This is a genomic window from Mesorhizobium sp. M1406, from assembly GCF_040317555.1.
Classification (GTDB): domain Bacteria; phylum Pseudomonadota; class Alphaproteobacteria; order Rhizobiales; family Rhizobiaceae; genus Mesorhizobium.
Map to the genome: position 1 here is coordinate 156,018 of NZ_JAMYKW010000003.1, position 24,332 is coordinate 180,349.

Annotated in this window: 28 protein-coding genes; 11 read left to right on the forward strand and 17 right to left on the reverse strand. The window is 63.1% G+C overall.

Annotated features, from left to right (window positions below; genetic code table 11):
* Positions 1-200: 200 nt before the first annotated feature.
* Both metF and NKH03_RS04745 read right to left on the reverse strand, forming a co-directional pair.
* Positions 201-1,118 carry a methylenetetrahydrofolate reductase [NAD(P)H] gene (gene metF, locus NKH03_RS04740; protein ID WP_352967340.1) on the reverse strand — a complete coding sequence of 306 codons (918 nt, stop codon included), beginning with the start codon at positions 1,116-1,118 and terminating at the stop codon, positions 201-203.
* Positions 1,118-2,125 (reverse strand): ArsR/SmtB family transcription factor, encoded by a 1,008-nt coding sequence (locus tag NKH03_RS04745; protein WP_352865383.1) that lies wholly within the window; start codon positions 2,123-2,125, stop codon positions 1,118-1,120. Before NKH03_RS04745 ends, metF begins: the two co-directional genes overlap by 1 nt.
* A gap of 185 nt (positions 2,126-2,310) precedes the next feature.
* Between NKH03_RS04745 and tsaA the strand changes: the two genes are divergently transcribed.
* Entirely contained in the window at positions 2,311-2,850 is a 540-nt protein-coding gene (gene tsaA, locus NKH03_RS04750) for a tRNA (N6-threonylcarbamoyladenosine(37)-N6)-methyltransferase TrmO (RefSeq protein ID WP_352967342.1), read from the forward strand.
* Positions 2,847-3,158, forward strand: a complete 312-nt coding sequence (locus tag NKH03_RS04755; protein ID WP_352865389.1) for a DUF2293 domain-containing protein — start codon at positions 2,847-2,849, stop codon at positions 3,156-3,158. Before tsaA ends, NKH03_RS04755 begins: the two co-directional genes overlap by 4 nt.
* Before the next feature lie 7 nt (positions 3,159-3,165).
* Here NKH03_RS04755 and NKH03_RS04760 read toward each other — a convergent pair whose 3' ends face one another.
* Positions 3,166-3,669, reverse strand: a complete 504-nt coding sequence (locus NKH03_RS04760) for a hypothetical protein (RefSeq protein WP_352967344.1) — start codon at positions 3,667-3,669, stop codon at positions 3,166-3,168.
* Positions 3,670-3,826: 157 nt separating this feature from the next.
* Here NKH03_RS04760 and NKH03_RS04765 point away from each other — a divergent pair, with 157 nt between their 5' ends.
* Together NKH03_RS04765 and NKH03_RS04770 are read left to right on the forward strand one after the other, a co-directional pair.
* Positions 3,827-4,780, forward strand: a complete 954-nt coding sequence (locus NKH03_RS04765) for a D-amino acid aminotransferase (protein WP_352967346.1) — start codon at positions 3,827-3,829, stop codon at positions 4,778-4,780.
* Between the two features lie 132 nt (positions 4,781-4,912).
* Positions 4,913-5,758 carry an SDR family oxidoreductase gene (locus NKH03_RS04770; RefSeq protein ID WP_352967347.1) on the forward strand — a complete coding sequence of 282 codons (846 nt, stop codon included), beginning with the start codon at positions 4,913-4,915 and terminating at the stop codon, positions 5,756-5,758.
* 57 nt (positions 5,759-5,815) lie between these two features.
* Here NKH03_RS04770 and NKH03_RS04775 read toward each other — a convergent pair whose 3' ends face one another.
* Positions 5,816-6,433, reverse strand: a complete 618-nt coding sequence (locus tag NKH03_RS04775; protein ID WP_352967349.1) for an MOSC domain-containing protein — start codon at positions 6,431-6,433, stop codon at positions 5,816-5,818.
* A gap of 4 nt (positions 6,434-6,437) precedes the next feature.
* The gene (locus NKH03_RS04780; protein ID WP_352967351.1) at positions 6,438-7,100 is read right to left on the reverse strand and encodes a TetR/AcrR family transcriptional regulator; all 663 of its coding nucleotides are present in this window, start codon (positions 7,098-7,100) and stop codon (positions 6,438-6,440) included.
* Between the two features lie 102 nt (positions 7,101-7,202).
* On the opposite strand from NKH03_RS04780, the gene NKH03_RS04785 reads away from it, so the two are divergent.
* From NKH03_RS04785 to NKH03_RS04795, 3 genes are all read left to right on the forward strand, one after another.
* Complete coding sequence (locus NKH03_RS04785; RefSeq protein WP_352967353.1) at positions 7,203-7,625, forward strand: hypothetical protein; 423 nt, start codon at positions 7,203-7,205, stop codon at positions 7,623-7,625.
* A gap of 31 nt (positions 7,626-7,656) precedes the next feature.
* Positions 7,657-8,055, forward strand: coding sequence for a VOC family protein (locus tag NKH03_RS04790; protein WP_352865407.1), 399 nt, complete (start codon positions 7,657-7,659; stop codon positions 8,053-8,055).
* Positions 8,056-8,173: 118 nt separating this feature from the next.
* Positions 8,174-8,740: a methyltransferase family protein gene (locus NKH03_RS04795; protein WP_352967355.1), complete on the forward strand. Its 567-nt coding sequence runs from the start codon at positions 8,174-8,176 to the stop codon at positions 8,738-8,740.
* A gap of 10 nt (positions 8,741-8,750) precedes the next feature.
* Here NKH03_RS04795 and NKH03_RS04800 read toward each other — a convergent pair whose 3' ends face one another.
* The 7 genes from NKH03_RS04800 to NKH03_RS04830 form a co-directional block, all read right to left on the reverse strand.
* The gene (locus tag NKH03_RS04800) at positions 8,751-9,872 is read right to left on the reverse strand and encodes a beta-ketoacyl-ACP synthase III (protein ID WP_352967356.1); all 1,122 of its coding nucleotides are present in this window, start codon (positions 9,870-9,872) and stop codon (positions 8,751-8,753) included.
* 108 nt (positions 9,873-9,980) lie between these two features.
* Positions 9,981-10,319: a hypothetical protein gene (locus tag NKH03_RS04805; protein WP_352967358.1), complete on the reverse strand. Its 339-nt coding sequence runs from the start codon at positions 10,317-10,319 to the stop codon at positions 9,981-9,983.
* A 119-nt stretch (positions 10,320-10,438) separates the two neighbouring features.
* Complete coding sequence (tam, locus tag NKH03_RS04810) at positions 10,439-11,230, reverse strand: trans-aconitate 2-methyltransferase (protein WP_352967360.1); 792 nt, start codon at positions 11,228-11,230, stop codon at positions 10,439-10,441.
* On the reverse strand, positions 11,227-11,493 hold the full coding sequence (locus tag NKH03_RS04815) for a type II toxin-antitoxin system RelE family toxin (protein WP_352865421.1): 267 nt from the start codon (positions 11,491-11,493) through the stop codon (positions 11,227-11,229). Before NKH03_RS04815 ends, tam begins: the two co-directional genes overlap by 4 nt.
* On the reverse strand, positions 11,490-11,738 hold the full coding sequence (locus NKH03_RS04820) for a DUF6290 family protein (protein ID WP_352865424.1): 249 nt from the start codon (positions 11,736-11,738) through the stop codon (positions 11,490-11,492). The genes NKH03_RS04815 and NKH03_RS04820 overlap by 4 nt, the downstream gene beginning before the upstream one ends.
* 60 nt (positions 11,739-11,798) lie before the next feature.
* Positions 11,799-13,448, reverse strand: a complete 1,650-nt coding sequence (gene ettA, locus NKH03_RS04825; RefSeq protein ID WP_352865427.1) for an energy-dependent translational throttle protein EttA — start codon at positions 13,446-13,448, stop codon at positions 11,799-11,801.
* Positions 13,449-13,612: 164 nt separating this feature from the next.
* On the reverse strand, positions 13,613-14,620 hold the full coding sequence (locus NKH03_RS04830) for a ribonuclease T2 family protein (RefSeq protein ID WP_352967362.1): 1,008 nt from the start codon (positions 14,618-14,620) through the stop codon (positions 13,613-13,615).
* A 188-nt stretch (positions 14,621-14,808) separates the two neighbouring features.
* Between NKH03_RS04830 and NKH03_RS04835 the strand changes: the two genes are divergently transcribed.
* From NKH03_RS04835 to NKH03_RS04845, 3 genes are all read left to right on the forward strand, one after another.
* Positions 14,809-15,741, forward strand: coding sequence for an alpha/beta fold hydrolase (locus NKH03_RS04835; RefSeq protein WP_352967364.1), 933 nt, complete (start codon positions 14,809-14,811; stop codon positions 15,739-15,741).
* Between the two features lie 100 nt (positions 15,742-15,841).
* Complete coding sequence (locus NKH03_RS04840) at positions 15,842-17,017, forward strand: CaiB/BaiF CoA transferase family protein (protein WP_352967366.1); 1,176 nt, start codon at positions 15,842-15,844, stop codon at positions 17,015-17,017.
* Positions 17,014-18,663, forward strand: a complete 1,650-nt coding sequence (locus tag NKH03_RS04845) for a thiamine pyrophosphate-binding protein (protein WP_352967368.1) — start codon at positions 17,014-17,016, stop codon at positions 18,661-18,663. Before NKH03_RS04840 ends, NKH03_RS04845 begins: the two co-directional genes overlap by 4 nt.
* 46 nt (positions 18,664-18,709) lie before the next feature.
* Here the strand turns inward: NKH03_RS04845 and NKH03_RS04850 are convergent, their stop codons facing one another.
* Together NKH03_RS04850 and NKH03_RS04855 are read right to left on the reverse strand one after the other, a co-directional pair.
* The gene (locus tag NKH03_RS04850; RefSeq protein WP_352865441.1) at positions 18,710-19,150 is read right to left on the reverse strand and encodes a CHRD domain-containing protein; all 441 of its coding nucleotides are present in this window, start codon (positions 19,148-19,150) and stop codon (positions 18,710-18,712) included.
* 162 nt (positions 19,151-19,312) lie between these two features.
* A complete protein-coding gene (locus tag NKH03_RS04855; RefSeq protein ID WP_352967370.1) occupies positions 19,313-20,596 on the reverse strand; it encodes a cystathionine gamma-synthase family protein in 1,284 nt (427 codons plus the stop codon).
* Positions 20,597-20,718: 122 nt separating this feature from the next.
* On the opposite strand from NKH03_RS04855, the gene NKH03_RS04860 reads away from it, so the two are divergent.
* Positions 20,719-21,177, forward strand: coding sequence for an Lrp/AsnC family transcriptional regulator (locus NKH03_RS04860; RefSeq protein ID WP_352865446.1), 459 nt, complete (start codon positions 20,719-20,721; stop codon positions 21,175-21,177).
* Between the two features lie 50 nt (positions 21,178-21,227).
* Here NKH03_RS04860 and NKH03_RS04865 read toward each other — a convergent pair whose 3' ends face one another.
* Genes NKH03_RS04865 through NKH03_RS04875 form a run of 3 tightly spaced genes read right to left on the reverse strand, consistent with a single transcriptional unit; the run spans position 21,228 to position 24,270 of the window.
* Positions 21,228-22,199, reverse strand: coding sequence for an ABC transporter substrate-binding protein (locus tag NKH03_RS04865; protein ID WP_352967372.1), 972 nt, complete (start codon positions 22,197-22,199; stop codon positions 21,228-21,230).
* A 41-nt stretch (positions 22,200-22,240) separates the two neighbouring features.
* Positions 22,241-23,395, reverse strand: coding sequence for an ABC transporter permease (locus tag NKH03_RS04870; RefSeq protein ID WP_352967374.1), 1,155 nt, complete (start codon positions 23,393-23,395; stop codon positions 22,241-22,243).
* A complete protein-coding gene (locus tag NKH03_RS04875; protein WP_352865452.1) occupies positions 23,392-24,270 on the reverse strand; it encodes an ABC transporter permease in 879 nt (292 codons plus the stop codon). Before NKH03_RS04875 ends, NKH03_RS04870 begins: the two co-directional genes overlap by 4 nt.
* Between the last annotated feature and the right edge of the window lie 62 nt (positions 24,271-24,332).

Consider the following 24,332-nt stretch of genomic DNA (forward strand, 5'->3'; position numbering starts at 1 on the left):
TAGCTCTTTAAGAGGAGGCTATGTCATGGGACTTACGAGGCCTATCAACGCATTGATGATCTGTGCTGCGTTCGCCTTTATCGGAGCGCTCATTATGGGCTTCCTTCCCTGACCGCCAAAGCGGGGAAGACCAGCACCCAAAATAGTCCAACCAATTCAAAAGGCCGGGTTTTTCCCGGCCTTTTGTTGTTGAGCCTGGGTCATGCGGCGGCTGATCCAGCGGCCGCCGCCTCATGCGAGCGGATGCCGATCATATGGCAGATGGCAAAGACCAGATCGGCCCGGTTCATCGTGTAGAAGTGGAAATCGCCGACACCGCGCTCGACCAGATCCATGACCTGTTCGGCCGCCACCGCCGACGCCACAAGCGCATGCGTCTGCGGGTCTCGGTCAAGGCCCTCGAACCGTTCCGCCAGCCAGCCGGGCACATGCGCGCCCGCCCTCGCGGAAAAGTTCGCGACTTGCTTGAAACTGTGAACCGGCTGGATGCCCGGCACGATGGGGATGTAGATGCCGGCGCGGCGGACGCGCTCGACATAGCGCTCGTAGAGATCATTGTCGAAGAAGAACTGAGTGATGGCGCGCGTCGCGCCATTGTCGACCTTGCGTTTCAGCATCTCGATGTCGGTGGCGAAATCGGGGCTCTGCGGATGCTTCTCCGGGTAAGCCGCGACGGAGATGTCGAAATCCGCGATCGACTTAAGCCCGGCGACCAGCTCCGCGCCATTCTCGTAGCCACCGGGGTGCGGGCGATAGGGTTCGCCGACGCCGGAGGCCGGGTCGCCGCGCAGCGCCACGAACCGGTTGATGCCGATTGACTTGTAATCCTGGATGACCGCGTCGACCTCTTCGCGCGTTGCACCGACGCAGGTCAGATGCGCCGCGGCAGGAATATCGGTCTCCGTCAGGATGCGCTTCACGGTGCGCGCGGTGCGCTCACGTGTCGAGCCGCCGGCGCCGTAGGTGACCGAGACGAATTTCGGCTTCAGCGGCTCCAGCCTTTTGACTGTGTCCCAAAGCTTGGCCTCCATGTCGTCGGTCTTCGGCGGGAAGAATTCGAAGGAAACCCTGACCTTGTCGCCGATGTCGGGGCGGCGGGAAAAGCGGAACTGGTTCATCAGGCGATTTCCCTTATCTGCTTGCTGTCGTTGGAAGGATCGGCGATCAGCAGGCGCCGGTCGCGGCCGAGCCAGAGTTTCACGGTGAGCCTGGCCTCGTTACCGCCGCGCGGCTCGAATTCCTGGCTGTCTTCGAGATCGAGGCCGGCTTCCTCGAACCAGTCGGCGATCTGCCGGTCGGAAAAGCCGAGCCGCATATGCGCGTGCTCGTCGCGCAGGAATTCCAGCGTGTGCGGCGCGAAGTCGACGATGACCAGGCGCCCGGCCGGGCGCAAAAGCCGCGCCGCCTCATGGATGGCGCGGGCGGGATCGTCGAGATAGTGCAGCACTTGATGGATGGTGACGAGATCGAAGGCATCGCGCTCGACCGGCGGCGCGAAGATGTCGCCCTGCCGCACCTGCGCATTCGAAACGCCGGCCTTGTCGAGATTGGCGCGCGCCACGGTCAGCATCTCGCGCGACATGTCGATGCCGACACCGCGCCGGTAGAGCGGCGAGAAGATTTCGAGCAGCCGCCCGGTGCCGGTTCCGAGATCCAGCATGGACTGGAACGGCCGCTTGCCGACCAGCTTCAGCATTGCGGCTTCGACGGCGCGGTCCGGCACATGCAGCGAGCGGATATGGTCCCAACTCGCCGCATTCACGGAAAAATACTCGACCGCCCGGTCCTGCCGCTTGCGCTTGACCGAGGCCAGCCGCTCGAGATCGCGCACGACCTGCGGATCGGCACCGCGAATGCCGGAAACCAGCCCCATGACGAAGTCCCGCGCGGAATCCGCATCCGACAGGCGGAAGAAGGCCCAAGACCCTTCCTGGTAGCGGCCGATCAGCCCGGCTTCCAGCAAGAGCTTCAGGTGCCGCGAAACGCGCGGCTGCGACTGGCCGAGAATTTCGGTAAGATCGGAAACGGTGAGGTCGCCGCGCGACAACAGTGCCAGTATGCGCAGACGGCTGGATTCGGCGGCCGCCTTCAATGTATCCACCATGGTGTCGAGCGAGACATGCATCAGCGTATTCTCTTTGAAAAGATATAAACATATGTTTATGTCGATTTTCAAAACCTTGCAAGCGCTATGTCGCTTCCGGACAAGAAAATGGCGCTTGCGTGGCCGCTCGGTGCCTGTTCTCCAAAAGTGCGTTGCGGTTTGGGACAACGACCTGCACACGCAGAAAGATGCGAAACGAGGGCAGAATGACCGGATCGCGTGAGATGTTCGAGGAACGCGAAGGCGAGCGTAGGCTGGAAAACGATCCGGCATCGATGCCGCCGGATGGCGGCATCGTCTTCATCGGCCGCATCGCCTCGCCATGGATAACGCGGGAGTCCTGCCCGAAGAACATGCATGCCGCGCGCGAAACCGGACAGCCCGCGGTGCTGACCATCGACGCGCTTTATCGCGATGGCCTGCAAGGACTGGAGCGCGCCAGCCACGTCATCATCCTCTCCTGGCTGCATCACGCGCCGCGTGATCTGATTGTGCAGAAACCGCGCCATGCGGCTGAAGCGAGAGGCGTGTTTTCACTGCGCTCCCCTGCCCGCCCGAACCCCATCGGGCTGCATATGGTTAGGCTCGTCGCACTCGACCAAAACACCGGCCGCATCGATCTCGACGCCATCGACGTGCTCGACGGCACGCCGGTCATCGACATCAAGCCTTATTTTGCCTCGACCGACGCCATATCGGAGGCGACCATCGAGGGGCGCGACGAGCCCAATCGGGTCCGGCGATGACGGCGCCTACCGGCCGACGCCGCGCCATCGCCAAGGCGCTGACGGCACTGCTGCCGCTGGCGCCCTATGCCGACATGGAGAAGATCCGCACAGACGCCGGCGCGGTCCACATGAAAACCTTGCCGCCGGGCATCGCCGTATGGCTGGCGACGATTGCCCATATCCGCCACATGCACACCGACTACGAGAAACTTCTGGCCGAAGGGTACGATCGCGACTCGGCGCGTTTCTTCGTCATCGAGCAGACCAACATCGTGCTCACGCGCTGGCGCGCGACACGCCTGCTCGACGCCGACGACGAGGAATGAACGGCCGCTACTGCCGCTTCAGGACGGCGACGGCATTGTAGGGCTGGCCGTCCGCCTGGCCAACCCACGTCCAGGACAGATTCCCCTTGAAGAACCTGACGGTGATGTCGCCGCCGTCGATGCACTTGTCCTGACCGTAGGTGATGCTCTCGTGGTATTCCGCCGACGTATCGTCCCTGGACGTCTGGGATAGGGATCCGCCGCAGCCGAGCGACGGATAGTCGATCGACGCGCCGCCATCCTCGATCGTCATGGAGATCGACCAGTCGGCCCCGGCATCGCCGGCCGGGCTCTGGTGGCCGCTGCCTACCCAGGTGCCGCTCAGCGACGGCACATTCACCGCGCAAGGCAAATTCTGGAAGATCGGCGTCAATTCGCTGCCGGTTTTTTCGCAGCGATAGGTCTGGCCGCCCTGGCACAGTTCTTCACCCTCCCGCGCGCACTGGGCACCGGCTTCGCCCGCGGCAGCGAACATCATCATGGCTGCTATGACGACCCCAACCTTGTCCATCTTCCCCTCCTGTTCAGAACCGGAATGGTAGGGCAATTCCAATCCAATGTATCGTTCAGATCATCACGGAGGCCGAACAGCGCCGAGCGGGTGGCTCTATGCCTTCTGGCCAGCACCGCTAGCCTGCTGACCTCGCCTTGCGCGACAGGGGGCTCCAATGAGGCAGACGATGGACGAGAAGCAACTGCCCGTGGTTGGCGTTCGCCACATCGACCCGCATTCCTACCCCGAGGGCGTCGCTTTCCTCGACGGCCAATACCTGCCGATGTCGCAAGCCAAGATCTCGGTGCTGGACTGGGGTTTTCTGCATTCCGACGCCACCTACGACACCGTGCATGTTTGGAACGGTCGCTTCTTCCGCCTCGATTTGCATCTCGACCGCTTCTTCGGCGGGCTGGAAAAGCTGCGCATGACGATCCCCTTCGACCGCGAAGGCGTGACCGATATCCTGCACAATTGCGTGGCGCTGTCCGGCCATCGCGCCGCCTATGTCGAAATGCTGTGCACGCGCGGCGCCTCTCCCACCTTCAGCCGCGATCCGCGCCAGGCGGTCAACCGCTTCATGGCGTTCGCGGTGCCGTTCGGCTCGGTCGCCAATGCCGAGCAGCTGCGGCGCGGCCTGCGTGTCGCCATCAGCGACAAGGTGCGCATCCCGCCGGCCTCGATCGACCCGGCGATCAAGAACTACCACTGGCTCGATCTGGTGCGCGGTCTCTACGACGCCTACGACCGCGGCGCCGAGACCGCGTTGATCCTCGACTTCAACGGCAATGTCGCCGAAGGTCCGGGCTTCAACGTCTTCCGCGTCAAGGACGGCAAACTGTCGACCCCGGCCACAGGCGTTCTGCCCGGCATCGCAAGGCGCACCGTCTTCGATCTCTGCGCTGAGGAAGGTCTTGTTGCCGCCCCGGCCGACGTCAGCGTCGCCGCGCTGCGTGACGCCGACGAGGTTTTCATCACCTCTACCGCCGGCGGCATCATGCCGGTGACGGAGATCGACGGCGCCCGGGTCGCGGACGGCAAGATCGGCGCGATCACCACCCGGCTGATGGCACTCTACTGGGAGAAGCACGACGACCCGGCATGGTCGTCTCAGGTGAATTATCCCTGATCGACCGGGCGTCTTGTTCAAAAAGATTTTCCTCTCCTCTGGAAAATCACGCGATAGACCGTATATGGGCGAAAGCGGAGATGCCTCCGCTTTTATCCGAAATCACGCCCGCAGGGGCAAGGACTCTACATCATGACAAACAAGGTTTGGTTCATCACCGGATCGTCGAAAGGCTTTGGCCGCGTCTGGGCCGAGGCCGCGCTCGCCCGTGGCGACCGCGTCGCGGCGACCGCCCGCGATGCCGGCACGCTCGCCGATCTCGTCGAGACATACGGCGACAAGATTGCCGCGATAAAGCTCGACGTCACCGACAAGAAAGCCGTCGATGCCGCTGTCGCCGAGGCGCACAAGCGCTTCGGCCGGCTCGACGTCGTCATCAACAATGCCGGCTACGGCCATTTCGGCGCCATCGAGGAGGTCAGCGAACAGGAAGCCCGCGACCAGATCGAAACCAATGTCTTCGGCGCCCTGTGGGTCACCCAGGCCGCACTGCCGATCATGCGGGCGCAGCGGTCGGGCCACATCATCCAGATATCGTCGATCGGCGGCGTCAATGCCTTTGCCTCGCTCGGCCTCTACCACGCCTCGAAATGGGCGCTGGAAGCCTTCAGCCAGTCGCTGGGCATCGAGGTCGCGGAATTCGGCATCCATGTGACGCTGGTCGAACCCGGCGGTTTCTCCACCGACTGGGCCGGCCCGTCGGCCAAGGTCTCCCAACCGATCGAGGCCTACGCGCCCGCCCGCGCCAAGATGGCCGAGCGCCGCGCCAATTCGGTCGCCGGCGATCCCGAGGCCACCGGGCCGGCCATGCTGGCCATTGTCGACGCCGCCGAGCCGCCGCTCAGGGTGTTCTTCGGCGATGGCGGCCTGCCGATGATCAAACAGGAATACGCCAACCGCATCGCCACCTGGGAAAAGTGGGATGAGGTTTCCGTTATGGCGCAAGGCGCCAGAAAGAACCGCAAAGCTAACGCCTAGTGGGCCTGGGCTGCGCCGCCCTGGCGGCGTAGCCCCTGCCCTTTGATTGCCGCACAGCTATGCCGAATAGATCCATTGCTCCGGCACGCGCACCGAAATCTCTTCGCCGACGCTGATCGTTCCCGGCTTCTCGACCCAGGCGACGACGCCACGCAGCCGCTTCGCCATCTTCGGGAACAACAACGCGCCGGCTTCAATGTCGGCCATTCCGGTATTTTCGGCTATCGATCGGCCGGCGATACGGCAGGGGCCGTTCTGCGCGTCGACCTTGATCGTCACCCCGCCCTTGAAGAACAGCAGCGTGCCGGACGGCAGCATGGAGAGGTTCGGCACGCCTTCGATCACCAGATTGGCGCCGATCCATTCCGGCTTGATCTCGGCCAGGCCCATCCGTTCGGCGACGACGGCAAGTTCATCCGCCGCCACGATGGACAATTGCCGTTCGTTGCGCATTTCTGTGCCGCGCGGATACCAGGGTTCGCGCCCGCCCGAACGCCGCGTTTGCCCGGCATGGAAATCGCCCGCTATACCGTCGAAACCCAGCCGCAATTCATCCACCGGGCGCGTCTGAAAATGATCCGATGGCGCCACGTAAAGTGCTGCCGTCTTGGCGACAAGCTTTCGCGCGGGGATGATTTCGGCCGGCTTTTCAGCCTCGGGGAAGAGATTCAGCATGGCTTCATTCCTTGGATGACGCCGCTTGGTTTTGCCCTTCGGCCGGCAAGGCCGCAAGAGCGGTTTGGGCCAAAACGCGCAACTCTTCGACCGAAGCCCCATCCCGCGCCTGGATCGACATGCCGTTCATGACGCCAGCCAGGTATTTGGCGAACCCCTCGACCGACAGGTCCGCCGGCAGGTCGCCCACCGCCCTGCCCCTGGCTAGGCGATCTGCAATCGCCGCTTCACTCGCCTTGCGATAGGTTCTGAGTTCATCGGCAATGGCTTGCGCCTGTGGCGAGGCTGCCAACGCGCCGCTGACGAACAGACAGCCACCAGGCTTGCCGGGCCTGGAATACGCCTCCGCCGCGCCGAGCAGCAACCGCCGGATCGCTTCCCGCGTCGATACCGGCGCGCTCAGCGCTTCCAGCGCAAACCCAATCTCGGTTTCGTGGTAGCGCGTCAGCGCCCTGCGGAACAAGGTCTCCTTGTCGGTGAAGGCGTTGTAGATCTGCGGCGGCGTCAGTCCCATCGCCTCGCGCAGCATGGCCAGCGACGTCGCCTCATAGCCATGCTCCCAGAACAGATGCATCGCCGCATCCAGTGCCCGGTCGGGATCGAATGCGCGCGGCCGGCCGCCACGGGGCTTTTCCGAAGTATTCATAGCGATCGATACGAAACCCATTGACTCGTCTTCTCGATACAACGTACCAATCGATACGAAACATGGCAAGCCGGAAGACATGTCAGTCGGAAAGCCATGGAAACCAGCAAAATGGAGAGCCAAATGCCGATAACCGTGACCGCGCCGGAAGGCATACTGACCCCGACGGGTGAGCGCGAGATCCTGCCGCGTCTCAGCGGCGCCCTCATCGAAGCCTCGGGCGCCACCGGCAATCCGTTCTTCACCGCGATCGTCGGCGGCACGGTCCATGTGCTGCCGCTCCATCGCATCTACGCCGGCGGCGTCAATCGGCCTGTCCTCATGGTCGAGTTGAAACTTCCGAACATCGGTCTCGGCTCGGTCGAAGCCCGCAAGGACTTTATCATCGCTGCAGCCGCGATTGTCGCCGATCTCTGCGTGCCGGAGCACCAGCCCGAAAACACCTGGATCAACATCGTCAACGCACCCGACGGCGGCTGGGGTATCGGTAGCAGGCAATATTCCGGCGAGGCGCTCATCGCTGCCGCCACCGCCGCCGCGCACTGATCTGTCCGTTGCGATCAACAGGAGTTAACCGATGCGGCTCTCCCCTTCCCTGTTCTTCACCACCAATTGCGAGCCGGCACTGGCCTTCTACGAACAGTGCGGCCTTGGCCGAGGGACGATCCTGCTGCGCTGGGGCGACAACGACATGCCGGTGCGAACCGAAGCGATGCGCGGAAAGGTCCTGCACGCGCGGTTCGAAGGTGCGGGAGTGTTGTTTCACGCTTCCGATAATGACGATGCGGAGCCGATGAAAGGCTCCGCCATGATGCTGGAGTTCGACGACCTGGCCGCCATGCAGGAGCTTTTCGGCCGAATGAGTTCGGGCGGCCGGATCACCGTCCCTCTGGCGAGGCAATATTGGGGAACCAGCTTCGGCATGCTGGTCGACGCCTTCGGCGTGCAGTGGATGTTTGGCTGTCCCAATGAATGAGGTCCGTTGCGGGTCACGATCTTCCTGCCTGAAATGGAACCACTCCCAGATAGCGCCGCATTGCTGCCGCGCTGTGCCGGCTAGATGATGCCTCCGAACCAAGTCCGCGGAGGGTCTCATGCGTCCCGGGACGGCAATCGCGCTGCTTTGGCTGATCTGGGTGGTGTCGTGGGCCGCTGCCGCCTTGTGGGCCGACAAAGCCGAGAAGCGCGCCGGCTTCCGGGCCGAGGCGCCTTACCGCGTGGCTCTGATGATCGGCACCATCCTGCTCTTCATTCCGGCGCATAACTATGTCGGCCGGCTTCGCCTGTGGTTCCCCAACCTTGCCGAAGCCTGGATTTGCGTCGCACTGATTGCCGTCGGCTTCGCCTTCTGCTGGTGGGCGCGCCTGCATCTCGGCCGCTTGTGGTCGGGCACTGTCACCGCCAAGGTCGGGCACCGTGTCGTCGACACCGGCCCGTACGGCCTCGTCCGCCATCCGATCTACACAGGACTGCTTTTGGCCATACTTGCCACCATGGCGGCGAAAGGCACTGTCTGGGGTGTTGCCGGGGCCATCCTGCTGACCATCGGCATCGTCATGAAGGCAAAACTTGAGGAGAGCTTCCTGCGCGGCGAGTTGGGCAGTGCCTATGACGACTACGCCAGGCGAGTGCCGATGCTGGTGCCGTTCGCGCCAGCCTGACGCGACAAGCTCAAAGCATCCTCAGAAGCGCGCCGCCAATCGAATACCCCGCGCCAAAGGCGCAGATCAGGCCGAAATCGCCGGGTTTCATGTCGGCATGGTTCTCCGACAGCGCCACGATGGCGCCGGCGCCCGCCGTGTTGCCCAGCCGTTCAAGCACCATCGGCGCGCGGTCGTGATCGACCTCGTGGCCGAATGACAGTTTCAGGATCATGGCGTTCATCCGCGCATTGGCCTGATGCAGCCAGAAGCGCCTGACCGCCTGTGGCGTCAGCCCATGCTCGGCGAGGAATTCCACGATGAACTTCTGCCCGGCGACGGTGACTTCCTTGAACACCTTGTTGCCGACCTGCTTGATCAGATTGCCTTCCAGGTTGATCATGTAGGGATCGTCCTGGGCGGTGCGGGTGTGGTAGCCCAGATTGGTGCGGATGTTGTTCGACATCTGCGTCCAGATGCGCGTGTCGAGCACCTCGAAGCGCCCCGGCCGCTTGTCGCCCTGCGCCAGCCCTTCGACCACCATCGACACCGAGGCGTCGCCGAAGATGAAATGCGTCTGCCGGTCGCGGAAATTGAGATGACCGGTGATAATTTCCGGCGTCGTCACCAGAATGCGCTTGTGCGCGCCCGAGCGCACCAAATTCACCGCCATGTGAAGGGCCGCCGCAGCGGACGAACAGCCAAGCCCCATGTCGAACCCGGCACCCTTGGTGCCCAGCGCCTCCTGCATTTCGACGGCGATCGCCGGATAGGGCCGCTGGTGATGCGAGGCCGAGCAGATCACCAGGTCAATGTCGGATGGTTCTAGGCCAGCATGGTCGAGAGCCTTCTTGGCCGAGGCGATACCGAACTCGGCTTCGAGCGACAGCGCATCGTCGGGCCGTGCCGGAATGCGTGGCGCCATCCGGGTCGGATCGAGAATGCCCTCGCGCTCGATGACATGCCGGGTGCGCACGCCCGAGGCGTGAACGATGAAGTCGCTGTCCGATTTCGGCAGCGCCGGCTCGCCGGTGCCCAGGCGGCGCGCATTCTCCATGTCGACCCAGGCATTGAAGCTGGCGACCAGCTCTTCATTGGTGATCTTGGCTTCAGGGATTTCTACGCCGATGCCGCTGATGATGACGCGATGCATATATCCAGTCCGTCCCATCCGCAGGCGTTGCGGGCTCCATGTGGGCGCCGGAACGCTCCGGCGCAACAGTTTTCTCACCGCGGCGGTTTACGCCGGCTTAAGCCGGACTCACCAGGCGCACAGCTTGGTGCTGGTCTGTGGGTTGTTCCAGCAGGCACCGTCGTCGCGGCTGCGCACGAACTGCCCCGGCAGCGGCACATTGCGGCGGCCGAGATTGACATAGCCATAGGCAAAGCCCGGCTCGTCGATCTCCAGGACATAGGTCGGATAGCCCGGCGCCGAGATGCGGAAGCTGCCGGCATCATCGATCGCGCGATAGCTGCACGGAAAATAGCCGTCATCGCTGGTGAAGCAGCGCGCCCGCTTGGCCTCGGCCGAGATCGAGAACGCCAGAAGTGCCGCCGCGCACACGCCGCCGCCGAAGAGCATCTTTTTCGGTGTCATCATTTACCCCTGCCACGCGGGCCCAACCTGCCACACGGGCATTGTCATCCCATCGGAATGAAATGCGCATGGCGGCGAAACCCCGTCAAGCGGCGGCATTGAGCGTCGTGCAACGTGGATAATCAGGCCCGCTTGGCGACGATGAAGATGCGCGGAAAGCGCAAGAGCACCTTACCGCTCGCCGTCTTCGGATAGGCTTTGGCGATCTTGGCCGTGTAGCTGTCGAGGAACAGCGCCTTCTCATTCGCATCGAGCGGGTCGACAAAGGGCTTCAAGCCGGTCGATTTCACCCATTCGACGATCGCTTCGGCGTCGGCAAGCGGGTGGTTGTAGATCGTGTGCCAGATGTCCAGCCGATCGCTGAGCGGCGAAAGAAGGTCATAGTAAAACGACACCTGCGGCAGGGGCGCGCGCGCCGCGCCCTTCATCTTGGCGGCAAACGGCATTTCGGCTGCGGTTTCCCGCATCAGGCGGTGCGACTCCTCGCCCATATTGTCGGGCATCTGGACGGTCAAGGCGCCGCCCGGCGCCAGGAAGCCCATCAGCCGCTGGAACACCGCGGGATGCTCGGGCAGCCACTGGAACACCGCGTTGGCGAAGATCACGTCGACCGGCTCAGCCGGCTGCCATTTTGAGGCATCGGCGAGATCAAAGGTGACCTCTGGCACGCGCGCCCTCGCCTTCTCGATCATATCGGGCGAAGTGTCGATACCGCTTACCTGAGCATTCGGCCAGCGCTCGACAAGCAGCTCGGTCGAATTGCCCGGCCCGCAGCCGATGTCGACGACCAGGCGCGGAAAATCCACCGGCACCTGCGCCACCAAGTCCCGCGCGGGCCGGGTGCGCTCGTCCTCGAATTTCAGATATTGGGCGGCGGACCAATCGGGCTTTTGCGAAACAGCGCTGCTGTTCATCGATAGACCTCGCGACGGTTGCCTATTTCCACGACCAGGACGACAAGGCGGCTATCCCAGAACTGGACGATGATCCGGTGGTCGCCGACGCGAAACCGCCAAGCTTCTTCTTTGGTTGCGGTCAGGCGTTTGGCAAGAACTCTTGGATCGGGATGCGCCGAAACTCGCCCGGCGAGGAATTCGAGGACACGGCGCTGGTCCTTCGTCGAAAGCCGTTCAATATCCTTTTTAGCGCGCGGCGTGAACTCGACACGCCAAGTCATTCAGCGGCAGGCTTCTTGCTACGCTCGTCGCTTTCACGAAGTTCGAGCTGGCGGATCATCTCCTCCAGCGGGATACGAACGCCGTCGTCATTCCTGACCCGTTCCTCGGCAATCCTGGAGTCCTGCCAATCCTCGATGGCCTCGAGAATCGCGTCGACGGCGACCTGATCGGTCGTACGGCCACTGGCCTCGGCCATGTCGGCCAGCAGCTTTTCGGTCTTTTGCGGCAGTTTGACTGTGATCATGGAAAGCTCCGTCAACCCAATTTAGGTCAAACGACGATCTCCCGCAACGGAACCGTTCCTCTACCGCGTCAGCCTCTTGTAGGTCATACGGTGCGGGTTGACGGCATCGGGGCCGAGGCGGCGGATCTTGTCCTGTTCGTAATCCTCGAAATTGCCCTCGAACCATTCGACATGGCTGTCGCCCTCGAAGGCGAGGATGTGCGTCGCCAGGCGGTCGAGGAACATGCGATCGTGCGAGATGATGACCGCGCAGCCGCCGAAGTTTTCCAGCGCGTCTTCGAGTGCCGCCAGCGTTTCCGTATCGAGATCGTTGGTCGGTTCGTCGAGCAGCAGCACGTTGCCGCCGGTCTTCAGCATCTTGGCCAGGTGCACGCGGTTGCGCTGGCCGCCGGACAGATTGCCGACCTTCTGCTGCTGGTCGCCGCCACGGAAGTTGAACGACGCGCAATAGGCACGCGTGTTGGCTTCGAACTTGCCGAGCTTGACCACCTCGGCGCCGCCGGAAATCTCTTCCCACACCGTCTTTGACGGATCGAGCGCATCGCGGCTCTGGTCGACATAGCCGAGCTTGACCGTCTCGCCGACGCGGACGGAGCCCGCGTCCGGCTTTTCCTGGCCGGTGATCATACGGAACAGCGTCGTCTTGCCGGCGCCGTTCGGGCCGATGACGCCGACGATGCCGCCCGGCGGCAGCTTGAATTCCAGCCCGTCGATCAAGAGCGTGTCACCAAAGCCCTTCGACAGGCCTTCCGCCTCGATCACCACATTGCCGAGCCGCTCGCCATGCGGAATGACGATCTGCGTATCGCTTGGACGCCGCTTGTCGGCTGCATCCAGCAGATCCTGGAACGCCTGGATACGCGCCTTGGACTTGGTCTGACGCGCCTTCGGGCTCGACTGGATCCACTCGCGCTCGCGGCCGATGGCGCGCTGGCGGGCATCATCCTCGCGGCCTTCCTGCTTGAGGCGCTTGGCCTTGGCTTCGAGGTACTTGGTGTAGTTGCCCTCGTAGGGAATGCCGCGACCACGGTCGAGTTCGAGGATCCAGCCGGTGACATTGTCGAGGAAGTAGCGATCGTGGGTGATGATCATCACGGCGCCCGGATAGGCACGCAGGTGCTTTTCCAGCCACGCCGTGGTTTCGGCGTCGAGATGGTTAGTCGGTTCGTCGAGCAGCAGAAGGTCGGGCTGGCGCAGCAAGAGCTGGCAAAGCGCTACCCGGCGGCGCTCGCCGCCCGAAAGCTTGGTGACTTCCGAATCCTTGGGCGGGCAGCCCAGCGCTTCCATCGCCATCTCGACCTGCTGTTCGAGATCCCACAGGTTAAGCCGGTCCATCTCGTCCTGGAGCTTGGCCGACTCGTCGGCCGTCTCGTCGGAATAGTTCATCATCAATTCGTTGTAGCGCTCGATGATGGCGGTCTTGGCGGCGACGCCTTCCATGATGTTTTCGAACACGGTCTTGCTCGGATCGAGCGCCGGCTCCTGCGCCAGGTAGCCGACGGTGGCGCCTTCAGCCAGCCAGGCTTCGCCGTTCCACTCTTTGTCGAGCCCAGCCATGATCTTGAGGATCGTCGACTTGCCCGACCCGTTGGGGCCGAGGATGCCGATCTTGGCGTCCGGATAGAAGGACAGATGGATGTTCTCGAGCACCTTCTTGGTGCCGTAGGCCTTGTTGAGGCCGGCCATGTGATAGATGAACTGGCGTGCCACGCGCGCTTTCCCTGAAAAACTGACTGATCCAGAAAACTGACTGGATTTGTCGAATTGAGTGGAGGTTGGCCGCTATGTAGGCGATGCGGCGGCGAACGGCAATCGCTTTTGCCATATCTGGTCGGTCACGTGGACACTTGCGCGCTGCGGGTACCGCCCCGCGCTTACTGGAACCCGATCGCATCGACCGTGCCGGTCGGGCAGCCGGCCTTGTTGGTCGGCACAGACGCCAGCAGCAGGTCCTTGAGCGAGCTGTTCGGGCCGATCGGACCGGCAAGGCCGAGCGTCAACTCACCGATCAGCCGCCTGCCGCTGGACGGATCGATGACGCAGGAGACGCGCACACGGTCCCCTGCTCCCGCGCCGAAGGCAGTGTCGAAGGCGCCGCGGATCTGGTCCGCCGTCAGCTTGCCGCCGATGTTCTTGGCAAAGAGATCGCGCACCGGCGAGCTATTCACCGCGCGCATTAAATTAAGCGCGTCGGAAAAATAGTCCTGCTGGCTCTTGCCGTAGCAGGTGCCGTGCTTGATCCATTCATGCCGTTCGAGCTTCGAAGCCGTGCCCGGCATCACCTGATCGAGTTCCGTGCGCGTGCTGGCGTCCAAATTGACCGGCGGCAGGTCCTTCCAGTGAGCCGGATTGTCGTTGGCCTTGTCGCTCGCTGTCGCCTGGCAATAGAAATTGCCGTTCGGCTGCGGCCACAGGCCGTGCAAGGTGAAATGCGTCGCGTCGAAGCCGTTGGCACTCTGCGCCTTGCATTCGGTCTTGTTCGACTTGGTTTCGCAAAAGGCCGGCTGCCAGCTCAGCGCGAACACGTATTCGGGTTTTCCAGATGCCGCCGGCTTGCCTTGCCTACCCGGTGCGGCCGGCACCGTCACCGCGCTGGTCCCGGAGACATGGCCGCAGGTGACCTTCACCCAGCGGCGCTCCGGATCGGCGCCCGGCACCAGGATGAGATAATGCGTTGGCGCATCCTTGTTGCCGGCGAGCAGCTGGTAGCTCTGCCCGGCATCGGTCGAGACATTGCCGGGATTCTTGCCGTTCTTGATGGCTTGCGTCGCCGGACACGCCGCGTCGGCAACGAAGGTGCCGCTCATCTTGACGTCGGCACGCGCCGCCCCGGCCAGCGACGCCGCCAACGTGGCCAATCCGAAAACGACACCAATGCGCATGGAAAATCCCCGGCTGAAGAAGTGGGCGACAGACTGAAGCTGTCTCCATGTCAGAATTGCGATATTTTGCTGGCCAAACGCAAGAAACATGGTCTGCGAAAGCAGGCAGGGCGGATTGACGCACAACCGGCACCGGCGCAAACAAAGCCGGCGCCACGGTGGTGGCCAGAGCCTGGAGACCGAGCGGCATGTCATTCAGCCAGCAGCGCGTGGTTGCCTCGCCGACCGGGGCCGACCTCAATCTTTTCGTCAGGCAGGCCGATGGCCGGGCACGTGCCGTCGTCCAGATCAATCACGGGCTAGCCGAGCACGCCGCGCGCTATGCCCGCTTTGCCGATTTCCTCGGGGCACGCGGCTTCCACGTCTATGTCCACGATCATCGTGGCCACGGTGCGACCAAGGCCCCCGATGCCCCGCTCGGCAGGTTCGCGGGCAAGGACGGTCCGGCCAAGGTGATCGCCGACGTCGACGCCATTCACGATGTCATCGCCAGCGAACAGCCGAACCGGCCGGTCATCCTGTTTGGTCATTCGATGGGTGCGTCCGTGGCGCTGAACTACCTGCTGCGCCACTCGTCGCGCGTTCATGCCGCCGCGATCTGGAACGGCAATTTCTCAGCTGGCCTGCTCGGCCAGCTGGCGCTCGGCATCCTTGCCTGGGAGCGGATGCGGCTGGGCTCCGACGTGCCATCGCGCCTGTTGCCGAAACTCACCTTTCAGGCCTGGGGCAAGGCGGTGCCCAACCACCGCACATTGTTCGACTGGCTGTCGCGCGACGAAGCGGAAGTGGCGAAATACATCGCCGATCCCCTGTGCGGCTGGAATGCCTCTGTGTCGATGTGGCGCGACGTCGTCGGCATGGCGCTGAACGGCGGCAGGGATGCCGGCTTTGCCGGTATCCGGCGCGATCTCCGCATCAGCATCGTCGGTGGCGAGAAGGATCCCGCATCGGACTACGGCAAAGGGATCACCCATCTTGCCGATCGCATGCGCGGAATGGGTTTTTCGAATCTCGTTTCAAAGGTTTACGCCGACACCCGCCACGAAAGCCTGAACGAGGTGAATCGCGACATCATCATGAACGATTTTGCGACTTGGGCCGACGGCGTGCTGAGGTGTTGAAGGGATTGGCCTATCGCAACAGCCGTGACAGCCATTGCAGGGCTTGATAGAGGCTCTGCATTCGCAGCAATCAAGGTGATTGCAGCAACCACGGTGATTTATGGCCGAACCCCCGCTGAAAGGCGTCCGCGTCGTTGAACTCGCCCGCATCCTTGCCGGGCCTTGGGCCGGGCAATTGCTTGCCGATCTTGGCGCCGATGTCATCAAGGTGGAAAGCCCCGATGGTGGCGATGACACCCGCAAATGGGGCCCGCCCTTCGTCATGGGCAAGGACGGCGAGAACCTGTCGGCCGCTTACTACCATTCCTGTAATCGCGGCAAGCGCTCCATCGCCATCGACTTCTCGACGCCGGAGGGCGCGGAGACGGTGCGCAGGCTGGTCGCGACGTCGGATGTGCTGATCGAAAACTTCAAGCTCGGCGGCCTGAAGAAGCACGGCCTCGACTATGCCAGCCTGCGCAAGATCAATCCCCGCCTCGTCTATTGCTCGATCACCGGCTTTGGCCAGGATGGACCTTATGCCCCACGCGCCGGCTACGACTTCATCATCCAGGCCATGGCCGGCATGATGTCGATCACCGGCGAGGTCGGCCGCGAGCCGCAAAAAGCCGGCGTTGCGATCTCGGACATCTTCACCGGCCTTTATTCGGTCATCGCCATCCAGGCCGCATTGCGCCATGCCGAACGGACCGGCGAAGGCCAGCAGATCGACATGGCGCTCTTCGACACCCAGATCTCGGCGCTCGGCAACCAGAACCTCAACTATCTCGTCTCCGGCAAGTCGCCGGTGCAGATGGGCAATGCGCATATGAACATCGCCCCTTACGAAGTGGTGCCGGTCAGGGATGGCCACATCATCCTGGCGGTCGGCAATGACGGCCAGTTCGCCAAATTCTGCGCTGCCGTCGGGTTGGACGATTTGCCTGTCGATCCCGACTTTGCGACCAATCCGGCCCGGGTCGCCAACCGGGTCAAGCTGCGCGAACGCATCATCGAGGCGCTGAAGGTTTTTGATCGCGATCCGCTGCTGGCAAAGCTGGAAGCTGCAAGCGTGCCGGCCAGCCCGATCAACACGATCGGCCAGATGTTCGCCGATCCGCAGACAATCGCGCGCGGCATGCGGCTCGACCTCGACGATGGCCACGGCAACCTTCTGCCGTCGGTGCGCGCACCGATGGTCATGTCGGGCACGCCGCTGGTCTATGAGCGCCCCTCGCCGCGCCTGGGCGAGCACACGCAAGAGATCCTTGCCGAACTGGAGAAGTCTGGACAATGAAGACCGGCGGACAACTGATCGTCGATGCGCTCGAAGCCAACGGCACCGACCGCATCTACTGCGTGCCGGGTGAATCCTATCTGGCGGTGCTCGACGCGCTGCACGATTCAGCGATCCGCACCATAGTCTGCCGCCAGGAAGGCGGTGCTGCCATGATGGCCGATTGTCACGGCCGCCTGACCGGCAAACCCGGCATCTGCTTCGTCACCCGCGGCCCCGGCGCCACCAACGCCTCGGCCGGCATCCACATCGCCATGCAGGATTCGATACCCGTCATCCTGTTCATCGGCCAGGTCGCCAGCCACGCCAAGGAGCGCGAGGCATTCCAGGAAGTCGACTATAAGCGCTTTTTTGGCGATATCGCCAAATGGGTGGTCGAGATCGACGACGCCTCGCGCATCCCCGAATTCGTCACCCGCGCCTTCGCGGTGGCGACATCGGGCCGCCCCGGCCCGGTCGTCATCTCGCTGCCGGAAGACATGCTGACCAGCGTCGTCGAAGCGCCCACAGCCTTGCCGCACACACCGGTCGAAACGCGGGCCGGCGAAGCCGAACTCGACGCGCTGGAGAAATTGTTGGCCAAGGCCAAGCGGCCTTTCGTTATCCTCGGCGGCACGCGCTGGGACGCCGAGGCGGTTGCACAAATGCGCACGATCGCCGAGGCGTGGTCGCTGCCGATCGGCTGCTCCTTCCGCCGCCAGATGCTGTTCGATCATCTGCATCCGAACTATGTCGGCGATGTCGGCATCGGCATCAACCCGAAGCTGGCGACAGCGATCAAGCAGGCCGATCTGGTGCTGCTGATCGGTGGCCGCATGGGCGAAATGCCGTCGTCCGACTACACCCTGCTGAAAAGCCCCTACCCTGACCAGGCGCTGGTCCATGTTCACGCCGACGCAGGCGAACTCGGCCGCGTCTACCGGCCAACACTGGCGATCAACGCTTCGCCCTCCGCCTTCGTCGAAGCTTTCGCCAAGCGCAAGCCAGCCTCGGCGCCGACCTGGGCAGCCGAGACGCCAAAGCTGCATGCCGCGTATCTCGACTGGTCGACGCCGCCGGAAAGCGGCCCCGGCTCGGTCCAGATGGGGCCGATCATGAACTACCTGGAAAAGATGTTGCCCGACGACGCCATCCTCACCAACGGCGCCGGCAATTACGCCACGTGGGTGCATCGTTTCCACCGCTTCCGCCGCTTTGCCACGCAAGGCGCACCGACCTCAGGCTCGATGGGCTATGGCACACCTGCCGCGGTCGCCGCCAAAGAGCTGTTTCCGGAGCGCACCGTGGTCGCCTTCGCCGGCGACGGCTGCTTCCTGATGAACGGGCAGGAATTCGCCACCGCCGTGCAATATGACCTGCCGATCGTCGTCGTCGTCGTCAACAACGGCATCTACGGCACCATCCGCATGCATCAGGAGCGCGAATATCCCGGCCGCGTCGTCGCTACTGATTTGAAGAATCCTGACTTCGCGGCATTGGCCCGTGCCTATGGCGGTCACGGCGAAACTGTCGAGAAGACGGCGGATTTCGCCCCGGCCTTCGAGCGTGCCCGTGCCAGCGGCAAGCCGGCGATCGTCGAAATCCGGCTCGACCCCGAGGCAATCACGCCGACCAAGACGATGACCCAGATTCGCGACAAGGCCTGATGAAAAAGGGGCGGTCACCCGCCCCTTTCTCTCGGAACGCTATATCCTACTTCGCCTTTTCGATCTGGCCGCGGATCTCGCCGTCCTGGTTGGCTGATGTATGGATGTTGACGTAATATTTGCCTGCCTCCAGGTCAGCCGCCTGCGCATCCGTCAACGTTTCAGATCCCCTGATCGGGCTCTTGAGCTTTTTGAATGGGATGACCGGGTCGGCGTTTGCCCCCATCGCCGCCGGGCCGTGAATGTGCGCGCCCGTTGCTGGTCCGCTGAGGCCGGAATATTTGACGTTCCAGTTGAGCTTCTTCTTGGCCGTGTCGAACGTGAAAGTGGCCGTGCCCTTGCCCTTCGTGGTGACGGGCGGGTTTTGCTGGCCGCCGTCGAGCGTCGCCTTGAACTTTTCCGTGGCGGCCAGAGCCGGCGATGCGAACAGGAACGCGGTCGAAATGGCCAGCGCCGAAAGCGCCGGGAAGAAGGATAGGTTGCGCATGAAGAACCTCCGATTGGGATGTCGCATCCGTCGCGCCTCCCGGCGCGCGCATGCGGTAACGCAACGGCTGAGCATCGAAATGTATCCCACCACACGCTTTTGTGATGGCCGATAAGAGAATCCGATCGCTCGCCCTTCCCGGATTCCAGGGCAGGTGACCCGTCAGACCGCCGCCAGCGCCTGCGTCAGGTCGGCAATCAGATCGTCGGGGTGCTCGACACCGATCGACAGCCTGACCGTGGTCTCCAGCACGCCGATGCGCTGGCGCACGTCGAAGGGAATGCCCGAATGGGTCATGGCCGCGGGGTGACTAGCCAGCGATTCCGTTCCGCCGAGGCTTACCGCCAGCTTGAATATCTGCAGCCCGTTGAGAAAGGCGAAAGCCGCTTTCTGCCCGCCTCTGATATCGAAGGAGAAGGTCGAGCCGGCGCCGCTGCATTGTGCCCTGTAGACACGGCCTGCCGGCGTATCCTCGCCCACGAATGGCAGATAATGCACCTTCTCGACCTTGGCATGATCGCGCAGGAATTCGGCGACCAGCCGCGCATTGTCGTTGGCCCGCTCCATGCGGATCGACAGCGTCTCCAGCGAGCGGCCGAGCATCCAGCAGGAATGCGGGTCGAGCTGCGTGCCGATCGCGCCGCGCAGCGCCTTGATCGGCTTGGTGACCGTCTTGCTGCCCATGGCGGCACCCGCGATCAGGTCGGAGTGGCCACCGACATATTTGGTCAGCGAATAGACGGAGACATCGGCGCCATGTTCGATCGGCCGCTGGAAAACCGGGCCGAGCAATGTGTTGTCGCAGACGACGATCGGCGTCGACCCTTGGGCCGCGCCGATCTCGTCGGCGATCGTCCGCATCAGCGCGATATCGACCAGGCTGTTGGTCGGATTCGACGGCGTCTCGATCAGGATGACCGACACGCGGCCTTTCGCGACGGCCGCGTCGCTAGCCGCGCGCACAGCCGTCTCGTCGACGCCATCCGCGAAGCCGACAGCGCCGATGCCGAAACCGGAAAGCGTGCGCGTCAGAAGCGTCTCCGTGCCGCCGTAAAGCGGCTGCGAATGCAGGATGACGTCGCCCGGACGGGCATAGGCGAGCAGTGTGGTGGCGATCGCCGACATCCCGGATGAAAACAAGATGCAGGCATCCGTCCCCTCGTAGATCGCCAGCCGGTCCTCGACGATCTCGCTGTTGGGATGATTGAAGCGCGAATAGACCAGGCCGGACGCCGTGCCGCTCGGCGGCTCCTTGCGGCCCGACGTATAGTCGAAGAAGTCGCGTCCCTCTTCCGCCGACTTGAACACGAAGGTCGAGGTCAGGAACACCGGCGGCTTGACGGCGCCCTCCGAAAGCTGCGGATCGAAGCCATAGCTCAGCATCAGCGTTTCCGGATGGAGCTTGTGGTTGCCGATATGGGTTTTCGACGGGCGTGGCGCGGTCATGATCTTTCCTGCCTTTCTCGAGGAGTGTCGCGGCAATTTATGCGATCCCGATCGGCCAGTCCTTGCTATTCTTCGGCTCGCATGGCTGCATTCCCGCAACAAATTGCCTGGAGAGACCGAAAGTGCAGCAGAAGATAGCCGATGATTTCGACCGCAGGATCCTGCGTGAGCTGCAGGCCGACGCCCGCATCACCAACAACGAGCTTGCCGAACGGATCGGCTTGTCGCCCTCGCCTTGCCTGCGGCGGGTGCGGCGGCTGGAGGAAACCGGCGTCATCAGGGGCTACACCACGCTGGTCGATCCCTCAGCCTTCGGCTGGAGCATGGTCGCCATCGCCACCATCCGGCTCGGCCGCCAGAACGAGGACGAGATCGTTATGTTCGAGGACGCGATCCGCGGCTGGGAGGAGGTGCTGGAATGCCACCTCGTCACCGGTTCGCGCGACTATGTGCTGAAGGTGGTGACGGGAAGCCTCGAACAGTACGAGCGCTTCATCAAGGAAAAGATCGCGCGGCTGAAATGCGTCGCCTCGATCGAGACCAGCTTCGTCATGAACACCATAAAGGAACGGCGCCTCTGACATTCTTGCCGGAGGCGCCGCTTTCGAGATCGGTGTGTCGCTGACTAGGCTTACTTCACCGCCTTGTCGGTGATGGCGGTGGTGTAGGCGCCGGTCGGCTCCTTGGTGATGATCTTCTGGTCGAGCAGCGCCTTGGCGGTGCGCTCGTAGGTTGCCGGGTCGAGCTTGCCGTCGGCATTGTCGATCAGCTTGGCGACTTCGCTCATCATGCGCTTCTGGTGGTTCTCGTCCTGGCCGCCTGCGTCCATGACGATGCCCGCGGCTTCATCATTGTTGTCGATGGCGTATTTCCAGCCCTTCATCGAGGCGCGCACGAAACGCACCATCTTGTCTTCGAAAGCCGGATCCTTGAGCTTGTCTTCCGACGCATAGAGCCCGTCCTCGAGAAGATCATTGCCCATCGCCGAGTAGTTGAACACGGTCAACTGCTCCGGCTTGTATCCGGCGTCGATGAGCTGCCAGTATTCGTTGTAGGTCATGACCGAAATGCAATCCGCCTGCTTCTGGATCAGCGGCTGCACGTCGAAGCTCTGCTTGAGCACGGTGACACCGTCCGGGCCGCCGTCGGTCTTGAGGCCGAGCTTGTTCATCCAGGCGTAGAATGGATATTCATTGCCGAAGAACCAGACGCCGAGCGTGTGGCCCTTGAAGTCGGCTTCGGTCTTGATCGGTCCGTCCTTCGGGCAGACAAGTTCCATGCCGGCCTTCTTGAACGGCTGGGCGATGTTGACCAGCGGCACGCCCTTTTCGCGGGCGGCCAGCGCACCGCCCATCCAGTCGACGATGACGTCGGCGCCGCCGCCGGCGATCACCTGCTCGGGCGCGATGTCCGGGCCGCCCGGCTTGATCTCGACGTCGAGGCCTTCGGCCTCGTAGAAACCCTTGGCCTTGGCGACATAGTAGCCGGCAAACTGGGCCTGAGTGACCCATTTCAGCTGCAACGTCACCTTGTCGGCGGCCATTGCCTGGAAAGCGGCAAGCGACATCGCGCCGGCCAGAACAGGAATAATCAGTCTTTTCATTTTATTACCCTCTGAAGTTAGTGCCCTTAAACCCACCGCCCCTATCCACCACGGACAGAGGGATGCCAAAACGTGACGGCTCTTTCGACAAGAGCGACCACGCCATAAAAGACCGAACCCGCAAGTGCTGCAACTGCGATTTCGGCCCAGACCATGTCGATGTTCATCCGCCCGACCTCGGTCGAGATGCGGAAGCCCATGCCGACGACAGGCGTGCCGAAGAACTCGGCGACGATGGCGCCGATCAGCGCCAGCGTCGAGTTGATCTTCAGCGCGTTGAAGATGAAAGGCGCGGCTGCCGGCAGCCTGAGCTTCAGCAGCGTCTGCCAGTAACCCGACGCATAGGTGCGCATCAGGTCGCGCTCCATATGGCCGGAGGCGGTAAGGCCGGCGACCGTGTTCACCAGCATCGGGAAGAAGGTCATGATGATGACCACCGCCGCCTTGGACTGCCAGTCGAAGCCGAACCACATGACCATGATCGGTGCGACGCCGATGATCGGCAACGCCGAGACCATGTTGCCGATCGGCAGCAGCCCGCGCCGCAGGAACGGCACGCGGTCGGCGAGCACCGCGACGATGAAGCCGGCGCAACTGCCCACGACATAGCCGAAGACAACTGCCTTGAAGATGGTCTGGCGGACATCGGCGCCGAGTACAGGCAGCGAACCGGCGATGCGCACGCCGATGGCGCTAGGCGGCGGCAACAGGATGAAGGGGATGCCCGCGCCTCGCGTCACCGTTTCCCAGATGATCAGGATCCAGGCGCCGAAGATGGCCGGGATGATCAGGCGCAACCCCGTCCGTGCCCAACTGGCTAAAGGACGCAATGACGACAGCACCGCCACGCAGCGCCAGCCAAGCAGCCATGCGGCCCCGAGCAGCAGGAAATACGGCGCCAGTGCGGTGCCCTCGAAACCTGTAATGCCTGAGATCAGCAGCCAGGCGACAAGGTGGGCGCCGACAAACAGCACCACCGCTTCCGCAAGAGGAGGAATCCTGGCCATCGAGATCAGCGCCGCCAGCACGGCCAGGCCGAGCATCAAGCCCTTGGTTCCGAGATAGGGGTAGTCGAAGCTGGCTGTCGGGTCGGCAAGTGCTGCCGCTTCCGGGCTCGACATCGCGCCGAGCGCCACCGCGATCAGGCACAGCACGATGGCCAGTACTGCTTGCCACGAAGGTTTCAGCCAGTTCATGCCGGCCTCCCGCCCATGGCGCGGTCGACGATGCGTCCGGCGATGCCGACGACCATGACCAGAAGTGCCGCCACCACCGAACCGGCGACCAGCGCCGACCAGATGTCGATGGACTGGCTGTAATAGGCGCCGGCCAAGAGCTTGGCGCCGATGCCGGCGACCGCACCGGTCGGCAGTTCGCCGACGATGGCGCCGACCAGGCTTGCCGCCACCGCCACCTTCATCGAGGTGAACAGGAACGGCACCGAGGCCGGCACGCGCAATTTCCAGAAGGTCTGCGCAAGGCTGGCATTGTAGGTGTGCATCAGATCGAGATGCATGATCTCGGGCGAACGCAGCCCTTTCACCATGCCCACGGTCACCGGGAAGAACGACAGATAGGTCGAGATCATCGCCTTCGGGATCAGGCCGGTGATGCCGACCGCCGCCAGCACGACGATGATCATTGGCGCCACCGCCAGGATGGGAATAGTCTGTGAGGCGATGATCCAGGGCATCAGGCTGCGGTCGAGCGTCGCCACATGCACGATGCCGACAGCGATGATGATGCCGAGCGCCGTGCCGAAAGCAAAGCCGAGCAGCGTCGACGACAGCGTCACCCAGGCATTGTAGACGAGGCTGCGACTGGAGGTGACGGGCCGCAGGAAGGTGTTTTCGAAGAAATTCACCGCCACCTGATGCGGTGCCGGCAGTGTCGGCTTCGGCTGCGCCAGCGTCTTGCCGATGAACTCGCTCAAGGTATGTGTTTCACCGGCGCGGCGGTCGAGATCGCGCTGGAACGGCGTGTTGAGGATGACGGCGAAGACATACCAGAGCACGACCACGCCAGCGAGGATCGAGGTCACGGGAATGAGCTTGTCGCGGAAGGTGTCCATTAGCAGGCCTCGCCAGATAGGCGTGCGCTCTGCGTAACGCGAGCGACCCACCACGCGTTCGT